Consider the following 14,548-nt stretch of genomic DNA (forward strand, 5'->3'; position numbering starts at 1 on the left):
CGCCGCCGCGCCCTTCAGGCGCGGAAAGTCCTGCGGCGTCGCTGACCGATCTCGTCATCGCAGCGGGCAAGGGTTACGCTCATGCGGTCAGCGGCCCGCGCACCCCCTGCGGGTCTTCGGCAAACGGCATCAGGATCGAAAGGGTTGAGCCTTCCACCTGATCGTGAGAACTCAGGATCAGGACGAGAAAGGTCGACCCCAAGCCGTGCTGCCCGAGGCCCTCAATGCGCGCTGTTTTTGCGTAAGCGTGGATCGCGAGGATCTAAACAGCGCGATGGCTGCGGCTTCGGGCGATGTCTTCCCGGCAGCCGAATTCACCGTTACCCATCCGCATCTGTTCTCGGAACTGGCCACCTTCCTTTCGGTGTCGATCCTGGACCAGATGCGGTCGGTCGTGCAGGCCCTCGAACGCGTCGCCGCCATGCCGGCCTACATCGAGGCGGTGCTCTCCTACGCTCCCGAAATCGCCCGGACGGACCACGGGCCCAGCGGCGTGTTCATGGGGTATGATTTCCACCTGGATGCATCCGGGCCGCGGCTCATCGAGATCAACACCAACGCCGGCGGAGCCTTCCTCAACGCCATCCTGGCCAAAGTGCAGCGACGGTGCTGCGGCGCGGAGACCGCAAGAATCTCCCCGCCGCAGGGGTTCAGCGCAGCCCTTACGAATATGTTCGGACGCGAGTGGCGAAGCCAACGCACCTCAGAGCCGCTGCGCCGGATTGCGATCACCGACGACCGACCGCAGGAGCAATACCTCTATCCCGAGTTCGTGATTGCGCAGGAGATGCTTCGCGATTGCGGCTTCGAGGCCGTGATTGTCGATGGCGCAGACTTTCGCCACGCGGGCGGACGGTTGCTCGCCGACGGCCGGGCGGTCGACCTCGTGTACAACCGTCTGACGGATTTCGCCCTTGAAGAGCCCGCGCATGAAGCGCTGCGAAATGCCTACGCGGCCGGCGACGTCGTCCTGAGTCCGAACCCTTTCAATCACGCCGTCCATGCGGACAAACGGAACCTCGTCATGCTGTCCGATCCTGAGCGGTTGGGCAGCCTTGGCGTCGACGCGGCGACGATCGAAATCTTGTCTGCCGCGATACCCCGCACGGTCATGGTGACCCGCGACAACGCGGATGAACTCTGGGCCGCGCGCAAAGACCTCTTCTTCAAGCCTGCGAAAGGGTACGGGTCCAAAGGAGCGTTTCGCGGCGACAAGCTGACCCGCTCCACTTGGGCGCAGATCGTGGGAGACGAGGGCTCCATCGCCCAGGCCTTCGTGCCGCCGAGCACCAGGATGATGCGCATCGATGGCGAAACTGTCTCACGCAAAGTCGACGTGCGGCTCTACACGTACCGGGGAGAGCCGCTGCTGGTCGCGAGCCGCGTCTACCAAGGCCAGACAACCAACATGCGTACACCCGGTGGCGGCTTTGCTCCTGTGCTCCTCGTCGATCCGCCGGGCGAGTAGTTCCGCGCCCGTGCGGCTATCGTCGTCCGAACACGACGCTGCGGTCCGCTCGGGCGTTCGGCAAGAGCCATCGCCTGGCACGCAGCGCTCAAGCCTGCGGAGATGCATCTGAGCAAGCGACCGACCGAACCCAGGTATCGATCTCGGCCTCGACCCAGACAGCGCATCTCGGGCCGAGCGAGCGCGATTTCGGAAACCGCCCCTCGCTCATGCGCTGGTAGATAGCCGAGCGTTTCAGGCCGACACGCGCGATGACCTCGGGCAATCGCAGAAGCCGCGCGGGCGCGGACGGTAAGGACCCCGCTCCGACGTGCGGCGGAGCGCTGTCACTGCTCTGGGGAACGGCGGTCATCTGGTCTTCCTCTATCATCTACGAGCTCGGTCCCCTCCGAGGTCGGTTGTCTACCGGGACAGCGCCATCGCGATGTCGCGGTTGGCGAAGTCGTCGATGTGCTTGGCCAGCATGCGCGCGACGAGCTGCGATGTGCCGTTGGCCCAGCGCGGCCTGACATCCTCGACCCTTCGGCCGAGCGTGCGCTCGAGCTGAGCCGGCAGGGCGCTGAAAAGTTCCTCGAGAAACTCGCCCATCTCGCTGCCCATCCATTCGCAGGCGAGGTCCTCCTGGCCGGAGAGGGCGAGCAAGAGCGTTGCACGCGGACTGGCGCCGCAGGCAGCAAGGATGCGGGCGGCTTCGTCGAGGCCGATCGGACGTTCGCCACGCAGTACCCGCAATAGAGTCTCGCGGTGCATGCCCACCTCGCGGGCGATCTGGTGCCGCGGCTTGTCGGCATGTTCGACAGCGTATGCCAGGGTTCGCGCGATACAGTCGTTCGCGTGACCGTTGATCGATGGGATTGGATGCATGGCAGGACTCTCGGTTGGTATGGCGAGTCGCAGGCATAACGCGAGTCCCATGCTGTAGGAAAACGAAAAGAACATATGGAGAACATATCGTTTATAGGCGAATCGCAACGAGAGGGTGATTCGTCGATGAATGCCGGCGGAGCCGTCGGAGCTAGCCGCCAAAGAGTCCCCGCTAACCCGCTGAGATAAGCGAGAGTCTCCGCCTACGGCGATTCCGGTCCGTCCATATTCGTCCGCGAGAAAGGCGGATCGCTGCCACACCTTTCCTACAGCCGTTTCCTAGATGCATGTGGAACACACAGCGAACGAAAGAGCGCTGGTTCACCCTCTCGAAGCGGAGCTTCACATGCAGTCTCTCCCCCTCCCCCGGCGCTTCGGCGCAAGCGGCCTCGGCCTCAATCGCGCTGGCCGGGCCGCCAACATTGCCATCCCCGTGGCCATCGCCGCGCTCGCGGCCGGAGCCGCCTATGCGGGCGCCGACACGACCTTCACCCCGGCGCTGACCAAGTTCACCGACTTCCTCGAAGGCTCGGGCGGCAAGATCATCACCGTCCTCAGCCTCGCGGGCGGCCTGATCGGCCTCGCCTCCGGGCGCTTCTCGCTCAGCCAGGTCGCGGTTCCCGTCGGCGTCGGCATCGGCGTGGGCACGGGTGTCCCGATCGTCACCTCGGTCGTGACCGCGGTCATCTGACAGTCGGGCACGGGAAGGCGCGTCGTCATGGCGGACCGGTACATCATTCCCCGTCGGCTCGACGATCCGGAGCTCATCGGCTTCTGGACCATCGACGAGTTCGCGGGGATGATCGTCCCCTTCACCTGGGGCATCCTCAGCCAGCATATCTTCATCGGCATCGTTGTCGCCTTCGGCGCCTGGTTCGCGCTGCGAAAGGCAAAAGCAGGACGCGCCAGCTCCTGGCTCACCCATGCCGCATATTGGTATCTGCCGGCCGGATTCCTGGGCCTCCGTGCGACGCCGCCTTCCCACTGCCGCCTGCTTGCCGGTTGAGGGGAGATACCCATGTTCGCCGACATCTCGCACGAGCGCCAGCAGTCGCTGCTGAGGCAGCGCAACCTGTTCGCGCTGACCAGTGCCGGCTTGGCCGTCGCACTGGCGGTCACGACAAGCCTCGCCGCGACCCGCGACCGCGAGGTGGTGCTTCTGCCGACGCTGCCCAAGCAGCTGACGGTGAGCAGCGCCGGGGTCGAGGCCGACTATCTCGAGCTCGTCACCCGCGACACCGCGCTCGTCCTTCTGAACCGCAGCCCTGAGGGTCTCGACTACTGGATGAGCGAGATCCTGAAGCTGGCCGATCCGGCCAGCCACGGCCGCCTCAAGGCCGAGCTCGTGCGCATCGTCGAAGAGCAGCGCGGCTCGGACGTGACCCAGGCCTTCGTCATCCGGACGATGACCGTCGATCCGAAAGCCCTCACGTCCGAGGTCACCGGCACGCTCAAGACCTTCGTCGGCGCGCAGGTCATCGCCAGCGAAGAGCGCCGGTTCCGTTTCAGCTGGACCTACCGGGGACTGCGGCTCGCGCTCTCGGGCTTCGTCCAGCTGCCACCCCAAGACAAATCCAAGGAGGCCCAGTGATGGCTTACCAATGCAGGAGGCTTGCGCGCGGCGCGCTGCCCGGCCTGACCGCGATGCTCGCGCTCACGAGCTTGCCGGCGCATGCGGCCGACCAGTTCAAGCAGGCGGCGGACGGCGCCGGCATCGAGTGCTCGGTCTCGGCCCGCGAGCTCACCCGCTTCGCGCTCCTCGGCGACCAGTTTGCGAGCGTGTCGAAGATGTCGACCGGCACGCCCTACAACGACTTCGCCGTCACCAACGAACCCATTCGCGGCGACATCTACGTCTCGGTGCCCGAGACCTATGCGGCCGGGTCGATCAGCTTCTTTGCGACGACCAAGAAGGGTTTCGTCTACAAAGTCTCGTGCCGGGTCGAGCCGATACCTGCGGCGCAGGTGTTCATCACCAACCCCGCGATCGCGACCAACCAGGCCGCGGAATGGGAGAGCGAAACCCCGCTCGCGACCAGCGCTGTCCGCCTCGTGCAGGCGATGGCGAACGACCGGACCATTGACGGCTTCGAGGTGCGGCAGGCGAGCGACCTGCCCGCGCGCGCCGGCGACCTCGAGATCCAGCTTGTCGCCGAATACCGGGGCGCCAGCCTCGCCGGCAAGGTGGTCCGGATCACCAACCGCGGACGCAAGTCCGTCACGCTCGCCGAGCGCGACCTGGCGCCCCGCGACACCCTCGCCGTGTCGATCGTCGACCCGACGCTCGAGCCCGGCACCAGCACGACGGCCTTCGTGGTCGGCGCCAACGGGGAAAGCAGCCATGACTGACTTGCACGAGAATCCCGCTCCGCTGCAGGCCGAGCCCGCCTCGCCGTCGGAAGTGGCCGGCCTCAACGCCCGGACCGCGCGCCGCCAGAGGCTGCTGCTCGGTGGGATCGCCGCCGTCGCACTGGTCGGCGGTAGCTGGTTCATCCTCGGCGGCGACGAAGACGGCGCGTCCGACGACCCCCAGGCGGCGCAGACCATCGATACTGCCGGTCTCGTCAACCGCGACCTCTCGCAACGCGAGTTCGTCGCCAGCTACGGCAACCGGCTCGACGCGGTGACGCGCGAGCAGAAGGCGCTCAAGGAATCCGCTGTCCCGCGCAGCGAGGTCGAGGCGCAGCTCGCCGCGCTCAAGGCAGAGAACCAGGCCATGCGCGTCGACGGGCAGGCCGCGATCGACGCGATCTCGGCCGAGAACGCAGACCTCAAGTCGCGGCTCGCCGCCCAGGCCTCCGCGCCCGCACCGGCAACGCCGCCCCCGGCCTATGGGCCGCAGGCGGGCAGCTACGATGCGCGCGGAACCACCCCGCCCGCCACGGCGGCAGGCGGCGGCGAGGCGATGATCCCGTCACAGGGAGAAGTGAAGCTGCTGAGCTTCACCAGCGAGAAGGCCGGCGCGACCGGGCTTCGCGCGGCACGCCCCGAAGCGCCGCCGGTCGTGGTCGAGGACTCGCCCGATTACCTTCCGCCCAACTCCTATGCCCCGGCGCGGGTGATCGTCGGCGTCGACGCCTCCGCGGGCGTCGCAAGCCAGACTGATCCGCTGCCGGTCGTGCTGAGGATCACCGGCCCTGCGCGTTCGGTGATGCAGAACGGCAAGGTGCTCACCACCCGCATCCAGGGCTGCGTGGTCAACGGCGCGGCGCGCGGCGACCTCTCCTCGGAGAAGGTCTATGTGAAGCTGGCCCGCATGACCTGCGACCAGCCCGGCGGCCGCGTGGCAGTGAGCGAGGTCAAGGGCTTCATCAGCTTCGCCGGCAAGTCCGGCGTGCGCGGGCGGGTCGTCAGCCGCGAAGGCAGTCTCGTCAGCCAGGCGCTGCTCGCCGGAATCATCGGCGGGTTCGGCCGCGGCTTTTCGGCCAATGCCAACAGCCTGTTCTCCGGCATCACCACCAACCCCGACGGCACGCGGGGCCAGCTCTCGCCCGGCGACATCCTCACCGGCGGGCTCGGCCAGGGCGCCGCCGACGCCGCCGACACGGTCAGCAAGTACCTGATCGAGCGCGCCGAACAGTACCAACCCGTCGTCGAGATGCCGACCGGCATCGATGTCGAGATCGTGTTCCTCGACGGCGCCTACGTGAGGAACTCCCAGTGACCGAAGCACCCAACACGCGGGCCCGCCGCTGGCTGCGCCCTGCGGCCGGACTCGCCGCAGTTGTCGCCGTCTCCGCCGCCACCGGCTGGGGCGTTGCCAGCCTCGCCGCGCCGACGGCCGCTCCCGACACCGCCACGGTGCGCGCCGCGCTCAAGCTCAGGCTTCCGAAGACGCCGATCGACGCGATCGAATGCTCCGGTCTCGGCGGGCTGTGCGAGGTCGCCTCGAAATCGACCCTCTTCTACGTCGACCGGACGGCCAAGTATCTCGTGATCGGCCGCGTCTACGACATGGAGGCGCGCCAGGACCTGACCGCCGCGCGGCTGCTGGCGCTCAACCCGGACCTTCTCACCGCCGGCGCGGCACGCCGAGAGGCCGGAGAGGACGAGCCGCCGCAGCAGCGCCCCAGCGTGCCCACGCGGGTCTCGCTCGCCGGGCTGCCGGCGAACGGGGCGATTACCTGGGGACCAGCCGACGGGCCGAAGGTGGTCGTCTTCTCCGACTTCAACTGCAGCTACTGCAAGAAGCTCGAGGGCGAGCTCAAGGCGATCGGCGCGCGGGTCGAGGAACGCCCGATCTCGATCTTCGGCGCGGAAAGCCGCCAGGTCGCCGAGCAGGTGCTCTGTTCGCCCCGGCCGGAGATGTCGCTGCGCATGGCCTATTCGGGCCTGGCGCTCGCCAATCCCAAGCCGTGCGACACGAGCGGCCTCGACGCCAACGAGGCCTTTGCCAAGGCGCACGGCTTCGGCGGAACGCCGGTGATCGTGCGGCCGTCCGACGGCGCCGTGCTCGAAGGTTATCGCCCCGCGGCCGCGCTGCGCGAATTCCTCCGCGCCTCTCCCCGCCAGACCAGCAAAGGATGACCCCCATGCCTTACCCCAAGCGCCTCGTCGTCTGCGCCGGCCTCGCGGCGGCGCTGAGCGGCTGCACCACGTTCGGCACCAACATCCAGGGCGAGTTCACCTGTCGCGCGCCCAAGGGCGGCTGTGCGCCTGCCCACGTGATCGACGCCGGCGCGACCGCCGCGCTCGAGCAGGCTGGCTCGTCGCCGGAGCTCGCCCGCGTCCGGGCCGGGGTTGCGGCCGGCGACACTGGCCGGACGTCGGAACGCACGCTCAAGATCGTGTTCCCGGCGCATGTCGACGAAGCCGGAACGCTGCATGACGAAGCGGTCGCCTGGGCGGTCGTCGAAAATCCGCGCTGGGCCGCGGAGCTGCGCCGCAAGCCCGGCGAAGAAGCCGCGCCGCCGCTGATGCGGCAGCTCGGCCGGCAGCTCAAGGCCGCCCAGGCTGCAGATGACCCTACCGCAAAGGAAAGCGGCGAAGAGGCCGATGCCGATCTCGGCTCGCCCTTCTCGCCGGCTGCCTCGGCCATTCCCGATTCCCCCGTTTCCTCGCCGCTGGTCCTCCCCTCCACGGCGCGCGAGGCCGTCGCCGGTGCCTTGGCACCGGCGGTCGAGGGGTTCGACATGACGCTCCCCCTGCATGATCGGACCCCTCGGCCAGGCGGCGAGGCGCCGCTGACTTACCCGAGCGTCGAAGCGATCGAGGCCGCCAAGGCCCCGAAGGGCGGCGACAACGGCACGACCTCAGCGCCCGCGCCAGCCGACAAGGAGCCCAAGTGATGGCCGAGCGGCTGAACACGATCGTCGATCGCGTGCTCACCGGGCTGCTCGGCGACGCCGAACATGCCGAGAAAGGTCGGCCGCCGCTGATGCTCGACATGCTGTCGGACTGGCTGCCGTACCGCGTGTTCGACCCGGCGAGCCGGCTCTATTTCAACGCGCGCTCGAAGGGGTTCATCCTCTCGGTGACGCCGCTGATCGGCGCCGACGAACGCACGGGCGAGATCCTCGGCGCCTTCTTCTCCGAAGGCCTGCCGCCCGGTGCCGGCCTCCAGGTGCTGCACCTCGCGTCCCCGCGCATCAGCCGGATCGTCGCACCGTGGTTCGCGCCGCGCTACGTCCAGGGCGGGGTCTATGAGGCGATCGCCCGCCACCGGGCGAAGCGGCTCTACGGTCTCGTCTGGGAGTCGGGCTCGGCCGACGCCCCGTTCCATGCCCGGCATCACCAAGTGATCGTCTCGGTCGGCGTCCCCGCGACCAAGAACGTCGCCAACGAGGAGCTCAAGCAAACCCGCGACGGGCTGGTCGCGATGCTGAAGTCGCTCAATCTCGGCGTTGCCGAGGTCGGCCCGGAGCAATTGATCGCGCTAGTCGACGACCTCACCTCGCCGACGACGGCGCCGCAGGACGACGCGGCGCCCTACAACCCGAACGATCCGATCGCCGCCCAGGCAATCCGCCACGACATCGAGCTCGTCGTGCACGAGGACCGGATGCACCTCAAGACCGAGCGCTTCCGCCCGACCGGCCGGACGAACGACGGCGTGCCGGAGATCGGCACCGTCTATCCCGACGCGTTCGACGTGCGGCATTTCGCGGTCCGCAACATGCCGCAGCGCTGGGCGCCGTGGGAATGCGCGCGGCTGATCGGCGACCTGTTCACGGACAAGCTGCGCTTTCCCTGCCCGGCCGCGACGATGCTGTGCCTCGTCTATCCCGACCAGGAGGCCGCCAGCGCCAAGGCGGGCTTCAAGTTCATGCGCACGACGAGCCTCGCGGGCACCAGGAGCGCGCGCTTCCTGCCGCGCATCGGCGAGCAGGCCGCAGAATGGCAGCACGTCCAGGCTGAGCTCCAGGAGGGCCGCCGGCTCGTCCGGGTGTTCTACGGCATCACGGCCTATTCGCCGCTCGGGTCGGGCGACCGGCACGAGCGCGCGATCAAGTCGATCTACAAGGCTGCGGGCTGGGATCTCGCCGACGAGCGATACCTGCAGGTCCAGGGCCTGCTCGCGGCCATGCCGCTGACGCTCGCCGACGGGCTCGGCGCCGACATGGAGCGCCTGAAGCGCTTCAAGACGGTGTTGTCGACGACCGCCGCCAACATCGCGCCGATGCAGGGCGAATATCTCGGGAGCGCGCAGCCGCACCTGCTGTTCGTCGGCCGGCGCGGCCAGCCCTTCTTCTGGTCGCCGTTCGAGAACGACGCCGGCAACCACAATGTCGCGATCTGCGGCAAGTCGGGCTCGGGCAAGTCGGTGCTGCTGCAGGAGATGTGCGCGGCGCTCCGGGGCGCGGGCGCGCAGGTGGTGGTGATCGACGACGGGCGCAGCTTCGAGCATTCGGTAAAGCTCCAGGGCGGCCGCTTCGTCGAGTTCACCATGAAGGCCGGCTTCTGCCTCAACCCCTTCTCGATGATCGACGCGGACCGCGCCGAGGAGGACGAGGACTATCGTCTCGACTGCTTCGGCATGGTCAAGGCGATCGTCGGACAGATGGCCCGCCACAGTGCGAAGCTCACCGACACCGAGCGCGGTCTGATCGACCGGGCCGTCAATGCGGTGTGGAGCGAGCATGGCGTGACGGCGACGATCACCGGCGTCGGCGAGGCGCTGACGGCCCAAGGCAACGACGCCGCGGCGGACCTTGCGACCGCGCTCGCGCCCTACATGGCCGGCGGCACCTATGGCGCCTTCTTCGAAGGCCAGGCGAGCCTCGCGCTCGATGCCGACTTCACCGTGTTCGAGATGTCCGACCTGGCGAGCCGCGAGGAGCTGCGGGCGGTCGTGCTCTCGGCGATCATGTTCATGACCAGCCAGGCTATGACCCGCTCGCCGCGCCAGGTGCGCAAGCTGCTGTTGATCGACGAGGCCTGGTCGATGCTCAAGGGCGGCTCGATGGGTGAGTTCGTCGAGACCTACGCCCGCACCTGCCGCAAGTACGGCGGCGCGCTCGCGACCGCGACTCAGTCCTTGAACGACTACTACAAGTCGGACGGGGCGACCGCCGCGCTCGAGAACAGCGACTGGATGCTGATCCTCCAGCAGAAGCCGGAGACCATTGCCGACTTCAAGGCCAGCAAACGCCTCGACATGGACGACCGCACCGAGACGCTGATCCGCAGTCTCAAGCGATCGGGCTCTGACTATTCGGAGGTGTTCATCAAGGGGCCGGAGACCGAGGCGATCGGCCGGCTCGTGCTCGACGACTATTCGGCGACGCTGTTCTCGAGCTCGCCCCAGACCTTCGCCGCGATCGATGCCGAGATCGCCCGCGGCCACCAACTCGCCGACGCGATCGAGCGGATCGCCTTCGCGGGCCGCACCTGAATCCACCCTCAAGCAAGGACCTGAAAACCCATGTCACTCCACCTCGTCACCCCCTCCGAACCGGCGCAGGAGCTTGCCGTGGAGGACGATCTCCCACCGCCCGGCAAGGGCTGGCGCGGCCATGCCGCCGACACCTGCTACATCCTCCTCAAGGCGGGGGGCTTCCTCGCCACAACCTACCTGATGACGCTCGGACTGCCGCTCCTGTTCTTCCTGATGATCTCGGGCGGCGACGTGGAGCTGTTCTTCGCGCAGCTCGCCAATTTCGCCGACAGGTTCCTCGGCGCCGATCCCGACCGCAAGGTCGGCTTCGTGAACGAGCTCAAGTTCGGCCTCATCAGCCTCGCCACGCTGGTCGCCTGCCTGCGGCTGCCCGGCTTCCTGTGCGAGGTCAACGAAGGACTCCGGGAGGAACGGTCGTGAAGAACATATTGGCAACACAGGTCCTGCCGAAGGGTCGCTTCAGCGTCAGCCTGACCGCGATCGCGCTCGCGCTGAGCATGGTCGGCTCCACGCTCTGGGGCTTGTGGGCAACCGACAAGCTCCTCGCGCTCGAGAAGCGCGAAGTCGTCACCGTCCAGCTGAGCGGGATCATGGGCGACTTCGTCGAAGCCGAAGCGCGCGCCGGGCGGACCCCTGAGGAAACCCGCCAGCGGGTCCAGGCCTATCTCAAGGCGGTCGAAGCTTCGGTCGGCCAGCTCTCGCGCGAAGGCCGCACCGTCCTCGTCGCCGAAGCGGTGGTGGCGGGCAGCACCCCCGATCTCACCGAAGCGGTGCGCGCCGACGTCGCGCGCCGGATCGGAGCCTCTCCCGATGCGCGCCGCTGACAGGCGTCCCTCGGCATGGCCGCGCCTGGCGCTGTGGGGCGGCGTCGGCGCCGTAGCGCTCGCGCTCAGCTCGCTGTCCGCGTTCGCGCGCGACCACGCGCTGATGATCAACGCCAGCCCGAGCCTGCCTTACTGGGCGGTCTGGCTGACCCGCGGCGCCGAGCCGCAGCGCGGTGACATCATCCTGTTCGATCCGCCAGCCACGCCGCTGCTCGTGAAGCACTTCGGCAGCGAGCCGAAGCCGTTCGGCAAGCGCGTGAGCGGAGTGCCCGGCGACATCGTGACCGAAAGGAACCGCGCTTTCTTCGTCAACGGACGCCTGGTCGCGAAGGCCAAGCCGCGGAGCCGGCTCGGCGAGCCGCTCGCGCTCGGTCCGAGCGGGACCGTTCCCCGGGGCTGCTACTTCGTCACCACCGAGCACAAGGACGGCTTCGACAGCCGCTATGCGGCGATCGGCTGGATCTGCGCGCCGCGCATCCTGGGCGTGGGGAGGCCGATCCTGTGAGCCGCGCCACGCTCATCGTCGCGCCGCTCCTCGCCTGCCTTGGCGCGGCGACCCCGGCGCTTGCCCGCGACTACGGCCAGCAGGGCGCCGTGTGGCCGATCGTCGAGCCCGACCTGCTCGCGCAGATCCACGCCCGGCTGACCCGGCTCGAAAAGACCGGGGAGACGGCGCGGCTCAACGAGGAGCTGAAGCGCCGCACGATCGCGCGCGTCAACCGCCCCGAGCCGGTCGCCGGCGTCGGCCCGGCCTCGGCAAAGCGCAGCTGGCGCTTCGATCCGACGATCACCGTCGAGCGCAACATTGCCGACGACAAGGGCCGGGTGATCATTGCCGCGGGCACGCGGGTCAATCCGCTCGACACCGTGCCGCTGCGCGCACCGCTCGTGTTCCTCGACGGCGACGATCCGGCCCAGCTTGCCTGGGCCGCGCGCCGCTTCGGAGCGACGCGGGCGAAGCTGATCCTCGTGCGCGGCGCGCCGCTCGAGCTGATGAAAGCCCGCCAGCGCCGGTTCTACTTCGACCAGGGCGGCAGCCTCGTGAAGCACTTTGGCATCCGCGCGGTTCCCGCGACGGTCGAGCAGCAGGGCCGCGTTCTCCTGATCACCGAGCAGGCACTCGGGCCGCAGAAGGGCAAGACGTCATGACCCGCAGGAACCTCCTTTCCCGCATCGGCGCCTTGTTGCTGCTGCTAGGCGCGAGCCTGCTGGCCGCCAGCCCCGCACAGGCCGAGGCCGGGCCCGGCCGCTGCACCGGCAAGTTCGTCAACCCGATCACCGACATCTGCTGGTCGTGCCTGTTCCCGATCTCGGTCGGGAGCCTGAAGATCTGGCCGTCGGCGCGGCCCGATACCGACAACCCCGATTCCCCGGTCTGCCTGTGCGGGCTCAGGCCCGGGATCGCGATGGGCTTCTGGGAGCCGGTGCGCCTCGCCGACGTCAGCATGAAGCCGTGGTGCTTCGTCAATCTCGGCGGGATGAAGCTCGATCCCGGCTTCGACATCGGATTCAAGACCATGGCCGGTCCGTCCGCGGTCGGCGGCGCGACGCAGTACAACTCGCAGTGGCACGTCCACTGGTACGCCTATCCGCTGATTTACTGGATGGAGATCGTCGCCGACTTCCTGTGCCTCGAGTCCGGCTCGGTCGACATTCTCTACATCACCGAGATCGACCCGCTGTGGCAGGACAGCGAGCTCACCGCGATCATCAACCCCGAGGCGGTGCTGTTCGCCAACCCGCTGGCGCTCGCCGCCTGCGCGGCCGACTGCGTCGCCGCGACCGCCAAGCTCCCGACCGACGAGCTGTTCTGGTGCGCCGGCTGCCAGGGGACGATGTATCCGCTGAACGGCAACGTCTCGGCGACGATCGGCCATGTCCAGGCCTCGCGCCTCGCGCTCGCGCGCTTCTCCTACAAGCTGCACCGCGAGCTCGTCGCCTGGGGCACGATGGGCAGCAAGGGGTTGTGCGGCAAGTACCTGATGCCGGTGATGCGCAAGCAGCAATACCGCTTCCAGGCGACCAACCCCAATCCGCAGACGAAGGGTCGCTACGCCTGCGCGCCCATCGGCGCCTCCACCACCTTCATGTCGGCAGGCCAGGTCTATCCCGCCATCGGCGAGGACATGGGCTACCTGGTCTGGCGCAAACGGAACTGCTGCGCGCTATGAAGACGCTCCCCCATCTCCTCGCCTTGGCCGCGCTCGCGGGCGCCGCCGCCTTCGCCGGTGCCGCCGCCCAGACCGCCGAACCGGACCTCAATCTTGAGGCGATCCGCGCACGCGCCGCCGAACAGGCCGGCGAAGCCGACGCGCTTGCGGCCAGAGCGCGCGCCCGCGCCGAGCAAGTGGCCGAGCAGGCGCGGACCAGCGCTGCCGACGCCCAGGCGCACGGCCGGCGCTTCGCCGGCGAGGCTGCCAAGAGCGCGAGGCCCGATCCGGCGCAGACCTTCGATTTCGACCGGATGGTCGCCGATGCCGGCGCGATGGCGAGCGAAAGCATGGGCGAGGCCCCGCGTTTCATCGCCTTTGCGTCGCTGTCGATGCCGCCGGCTGCGCTGCGCGCGATGATCGACGACGTCACCCGGGCGGGCGGCGTGATCGTCCTGCGCGGCCTGCCGCAGAACAGCGCAAAGGTGCTGACGGCCGCGCTGTCGAAAGTCGTGCGGCCGGGCGAGGAGCTGGCGAGCGTGGGCATCGATCCGCGGCTGTTCCGCGCGTTCGGGATTGAAGCGGTGCCCACCTACGTCGTCGCCGACAGCGACTTCGACCTGTGCGACGGGTTCGACTGCACGACCGCCGTCCCGCCGCATGACCGCATGAGCGGCAATGTGAGCGCCGCCTATGCGCTCGAGACCTTCGCCCGCGGCGGCGGCCCCGGCGCGCTCATCGCCGCCCAGCATCTCGCCCGACTTGAAAGGCCGGCCCCATGAAACGGTTTCTGCTGCTCCCGCTGTCGCTCGCTTGTGCCTCCCTGCTGCCGGCCGTGGTTGCCCATGCCCAGACCACCACCGAGGCCGCCAAGGCGGACGGCAAGGCGTTCGGCCGCGAGAAGGCGGCCGACGCGCAGGAGGCGGCGACCACCCGGCCCGACGCGGGCCGGGTTCCCAATTTCGGCGGCGTGCCGAGCCAGTCCGATTACTTCGACGATCCCGATCGCATGAGCCGGGAGGCGGCGAGCCAGGCAAGCTCGAGCACCGGCTATCGCACGATGCGGGACTCGATGGACCGGCGCGCGCGTTTTGCCCCGCAGGATCTCGACGCGGTGATCGCGCGCAGCAAGACGCTGAGCGAGGATCCGCTCGCCTATACCAGCGGGATGGCGATCGGCGGCTCGCAGGGCCGCTGCGTTCCGCTGCCGGCCGGCGCCGGGAGTACCGGTCGCTACATGGCGACCTGCAACACCGGCTACACCGCCAGCCAGGAGACGCGAACCTGCCGCGTCACGCTCGAGGCGAGCGTCGTTCCCGGCACCGACTTGTCCGTCGTCAGAACATTTGGCGCAGATCGCGGCGTAAATTTGCGGAGTGCGGGCCTCGTCTGGGTTTGGGTTTTA

General features: G+C 68.6%; 18 protein-coding genes and 1 pseudogene. 16 read left to right on the forward strand and 3 right to left on the reverse strand.

The features are described from left to right. Positions 1 to 79 precede the first annotated feature (79 nt). Positions 80 to 202, reverse strand: coding sequence for a hypothetical protein (locus tag WFP39_RS14200; protein ID WP_336920511.1), 123 nt, complete (start codon positions 200 to 202; stop codon positions 80 to 82). 3 nt (positions 203 to 205) lie between these two features. Here WFP39_RS14200 and WFP39_RS14205 point away from each other — a divergent pair, with 3 nt between their 5' ends. Beyond that, on the forward strand, positions 206 to 1,468 hold the full coding sequence (locus WFP39_RS14205; protein ID WP_336920513.1) for a hypothetical protein: 1,263 nt from the start codon (positions 206 to 208) through the stop codon (positions 1,466 to 1,468). Between the two features lie 88 nt (positions 1,469 to 1,556). Here WFP39_RS14205 and WFP39_RS14210 read toward each other — a convergent pair whose 3' ends face one another. Further along, positions 1,557 to 1,820, reverse strand: a complete 264-nt coding sequence (locus WFP39_RS14210) for an AlpA family transcriptional regulator (RefSeq protein WP_336920515.1) — start codon at positions 1,818 to 1,820, stop codon at positions 1,557 to 1,559. 50 nt (positions 1,821 to 1,870) lie between these two features. Then, positions 1,871 to 2,332, reverse strand: a complete 462-nt coding sequence (locus WFP39_RS14215; RefSeq protein ID WP_336920517.1) for a helix-turn-helix domain-containing protein — start codon at positions 2,330 to 2,332, stop codon at positions 1,871 to 1,873. 346 nt (positions 2,333 to 2,678) lie between these two features. Here WFP39_RS14215 and WFP39_RS14220 point away from each other — a divergent pair, with 346 nt between their 5' ends. The 15 genes and pseudogenes from WFP39_RS14220 to WFP39_RS14290 all read left to right on the forward strand — a co-directional run. Then, the gene (locus WFP39_RS14220; protein WP_336920519.1) at positions 2,679 to 3,023 is read left to right on the forward strand and encodes a hypothetical protein; all 345 of its coding nucleotides are present in this window, start codon (positions 2,679 to 2,681) and stop codon (positions 3,021 to 3,023) included. A 27-nt stretch (positions 3,024 to 3,050) separates the two neighbouring features. Further along, positions 3,051 to 3,338: a type IV conjugative transfer system protein TraL gene (traL, locus tag WFP39_RS14225; protein WP_171128498.1), complete on the forward strand. Its 288-nt coding sequence runs from the start codon at positions 3,051 to 3,053 to the stop codon at positions 3,336 to 3,338. A 12-nt stretch (positions 3,339 to 3,350) separates the two neighbouring features. Then, on the forward strand, positions 3,351 to 3,923 hold the full coding sequence (locus tag WFP39_RS14230) for a type IV conjugative transfer system protein TraE (RefSeq protein WP_336920521.1): 573 nt from the start codon (positions 3,351 to 3,353) through the stop codon (positions 3,921 to 3,923). 53 nt (positions 3,924 to 3,976) lie between these two features. After that, entirely contained in the window at positions 3,977 to 4,681 is a 705-nt protein-coding gene (locus tag WFP39_RS14235) for a type-F conjugative transfer system secretin TraK (RefSeq protein WP_336920533.1), read from the forward strand. Continuing rightward, the gene (locus WFP39_RS14240; protein WP_336920522.1) at positions 4,674 to 5,996 is read left to right on the forward strand and encodes a TraB/TrbI/VirB10 family type IV secretion system protein; all 1,323 of its coding nucleotides are present in this window, start codon (positions 4,674 to 4,676) and stop codon (positions 5,994 to 5,996) included. Before WFP39_RS14235 ends, WFP39_RS14240 begins: the two co-directional genes overlap by 8 nt. Further along, on the forward strand, positions 5,993 to 6,859 hold the full coding sequence (locus WFP39_RS14245; protein ID WP_336920523.1) for a DsbC family protein: 867 nt from the start codon (positions 5,993 to 5,995) through the stop codon (positions 6,857 to 6,859). The genes WFP39_RS14240 and WFP39_RS14245 overlap by 4 nt, the downstream gene beginning before the upstream one ends. A gap of 5 nt (positions 6,860 to 6,864) precedes the next feature. After that, a complete protein-coding gene (locus tag WFP39_RS14250; RefSeq protein WP_336920524.1) occupies positions 6,865 to 7,620 on the forward strand; it encodes a conjugal transfer protein TraV in 756 nt (251 codons plus the stop codon). Further along, positions 7,620 to 10,166, forward strand: a complete 2,547-nt coding sequence (gene traC / locus WFP39_RS14255) for a type IV secretion system protein TraC (protein ID WP_336920525.1) — start codon at positions 7,620 to 7,622, stop codon at positions 10,164 to 10,166. The genes WFP39_RS14250 and traC overlap by 1 nt, the downstream gene beginning before the upstream one ends. Before the next feature lie 30 nt (positions 10,167 to 10,196). After that, positions 10,197 to 10,589 carry a hypothetical protein gene (locus WFP39_RS14260; protein WP_336920526.1) on the forward strand — a complete coding sequence of 131 codons (393 nt, stop codon included), beginning with the start codon at positions 10,197 to 10,199 and terminating at the stop codon, positions 10,587 to 10,589. Next, on the forward strand, positions 10,586 to 10,993 hold the full coding sequence (locus WFP39_RS14265; protein WP_336920527.1) for a TrbI F-type domain-containing protein: 408 nt from the start codon (positions 10,586 to 10,588) through the stop codon (positions 10,991 to 10,993). Before WFP39_RS14260 ends, WFP39_RS14265 begins: the two co-directional genes overlap by 4 nt. Next, positions 10,980 to 11,498, forward strand: a complete 519-nt coding sequence (locus WFP39_RS14270; RefSeq protein ID WP_336920528.1) for a S26 family signal peptidase — start codon at positions 10,980 to 10,982, stop codon at positions 11,496 to 11,498. The genes WFP39_RS14265 and WFP39_RS14270 overlap by 14 nt, the downstream gene beginning before the upstream one ends. Beyond that, a complete protein-coding gene (gene traW / locus WFP39_RS14275; protein ID WP_336920529.1) occupies positions 11,495 to 12,142 on the forward strand; it encodes a type-F conjugative transfer system protein TraW in 648 nt (215 codons plus the stop codon). The genes WFP39_RS14270 and traW overlap by 4 nt, the downstream gene beginning before the upstream one ends. Beyond that, positions 12,139 to 13,164, forward strand: coding sequence for a conjugal transfer pilus assembly protein TraU (gene traU / locus WFP39_RS14280; RefSeq protein ID WP_336920530.1), 1,026 nt, complete (start codon positions 12,139 to 12,141; stop codon positions 13,162 to 13,164). Before traW ends, traU begins: the two co-directional genes overlap by 4 nt. Then, positions 13,161 to 13,925 (forward strand): type-F conjugative transfer system pilin assembly protein TrbC, encoded by a 765-nt coding sequence (gene trbC, locus WFP39_RS14285; protein WP_336920531.1) that lies wholly within the window; start codon positions 13,161 to 13,163, stop codon positions 13,923 to 13,925. Before traU ends, trbC begins: the two co-directional genes overlap by 4 nt. After that, positions 13,922 to 14,548 (forward strand): annotated as a pseudogene (locus WFP39_RS14290) (hypothetical protein); the annotation flags it as partial. The gene trbC and the pseudogene WFP39_RS14290, both read left to right, overlap by 4 nt.

The sequence above is a fragment of the Alteraurantiacibacter lauratis genome (genome assembly GCF_037154155.1).
GTDB classification, from domain to species: Bacteria; Pseudomonadota; Alphaproteobacteria; order Sphingomonadales; family Sphingomonadaceae; genus Alteraurantiacibacter; species Alteraurantiacibacter lauratis.

Excerpts from the sequence above, each read along its gene's own strand:
- WFP39_RS14210 (WP_336920515.1), bottom strand. The coding sequence starts at position 1,820 with ATGACCGCCGTTCCCCAGAGCAGTGACAGCGCTCCGCCGCACGTCGGA.
- WFP39_RS14215 (WP_336920517.1), bottom strand. The coding sequence starts at position 2,332 with ATGCATCCAATCCCATCGATCAACGGTCACGCGAACGACTGTATCGCG.
- WFP39_RS14220 (WP_336920519.1), top strand. The coding sequence starts at position 2,679 with ATGCAGTCTCTCCCCCTCCCCCGGCGCTTCGGCGCAAGCGGCCTCGGC.
- traL (WP_171128498.1), top strand. The coding sequence starts at position 3,051 with ATGGCGGACCGGTACATCATTCCCCGTCGGCTCGACGATCCGGAGCTC.
- WFP39_RS14230 (WP_336920521.1), top strand. The coding sequence starts at position 3,351 with ATGTTCGCCGACATCTCGCACGAGCGCCAGCAGTCGCTGCTGAGGCAG.
- WFP39_RS14235 (WP_336920533.1), top strand. The coding sequence starts at position 3,977 with ATGCTCGCGCTCACGAGCTTGCCGGCGCATGCGGCCGACCAGTTCAAG.
- WFP39_RS14240 (WP_336920522.1), top strand. The coding sequence starts at position 4,674 with ATGACTGACTTGCACGAGAATCCCGCTCCGCTGCAGGCCGAGCCCGCC.
- WFP39_RS14250 (WP_336920524.1), top strand. The coding sequence starts at position 6,865 with ATGCCTTACCCCAAGCGCCTCGTCGTCTGCGCCGGCCTCGCGGCGGCG.
- traC (WP_336920525.1), top strand. The coding sequence starts at position 7,620 with ATGGCCGAGCGGCTGAACACGATCGTCGATCGCGTGCTCACCGGGCTG.
- WFP39_RS14260 (WP_336920526.1), top strand. The coding sequence starts at position 10,197 with ATGTCACTCCACCTCGTCACCCCCTCCGAACCGGCGCAGGAGCTTGCC.
- WFP39_RS14270 (WP_336920528.1), top strand. The coding sequence starts at position 10,980 with ATGCGCGCCGCTGACAGGCGTCCCTCGGCATGGCCGCGCCTGGCGCTG.
- traU (WP_336920530.1), top strand. The coding sequence starts at position 12,139 with ATGACCCGCAGGAACCTCCTTTCCCGCATCGGCGCCTTGTTGCTGCTG.
- trbC (WP_336920531.1), top strand. The coding sequence starts at position 13,161 with ATGAAGACGCTCCCCCATCTCCTCGCCTTGGCCGCGCTCGCGGGCGCC.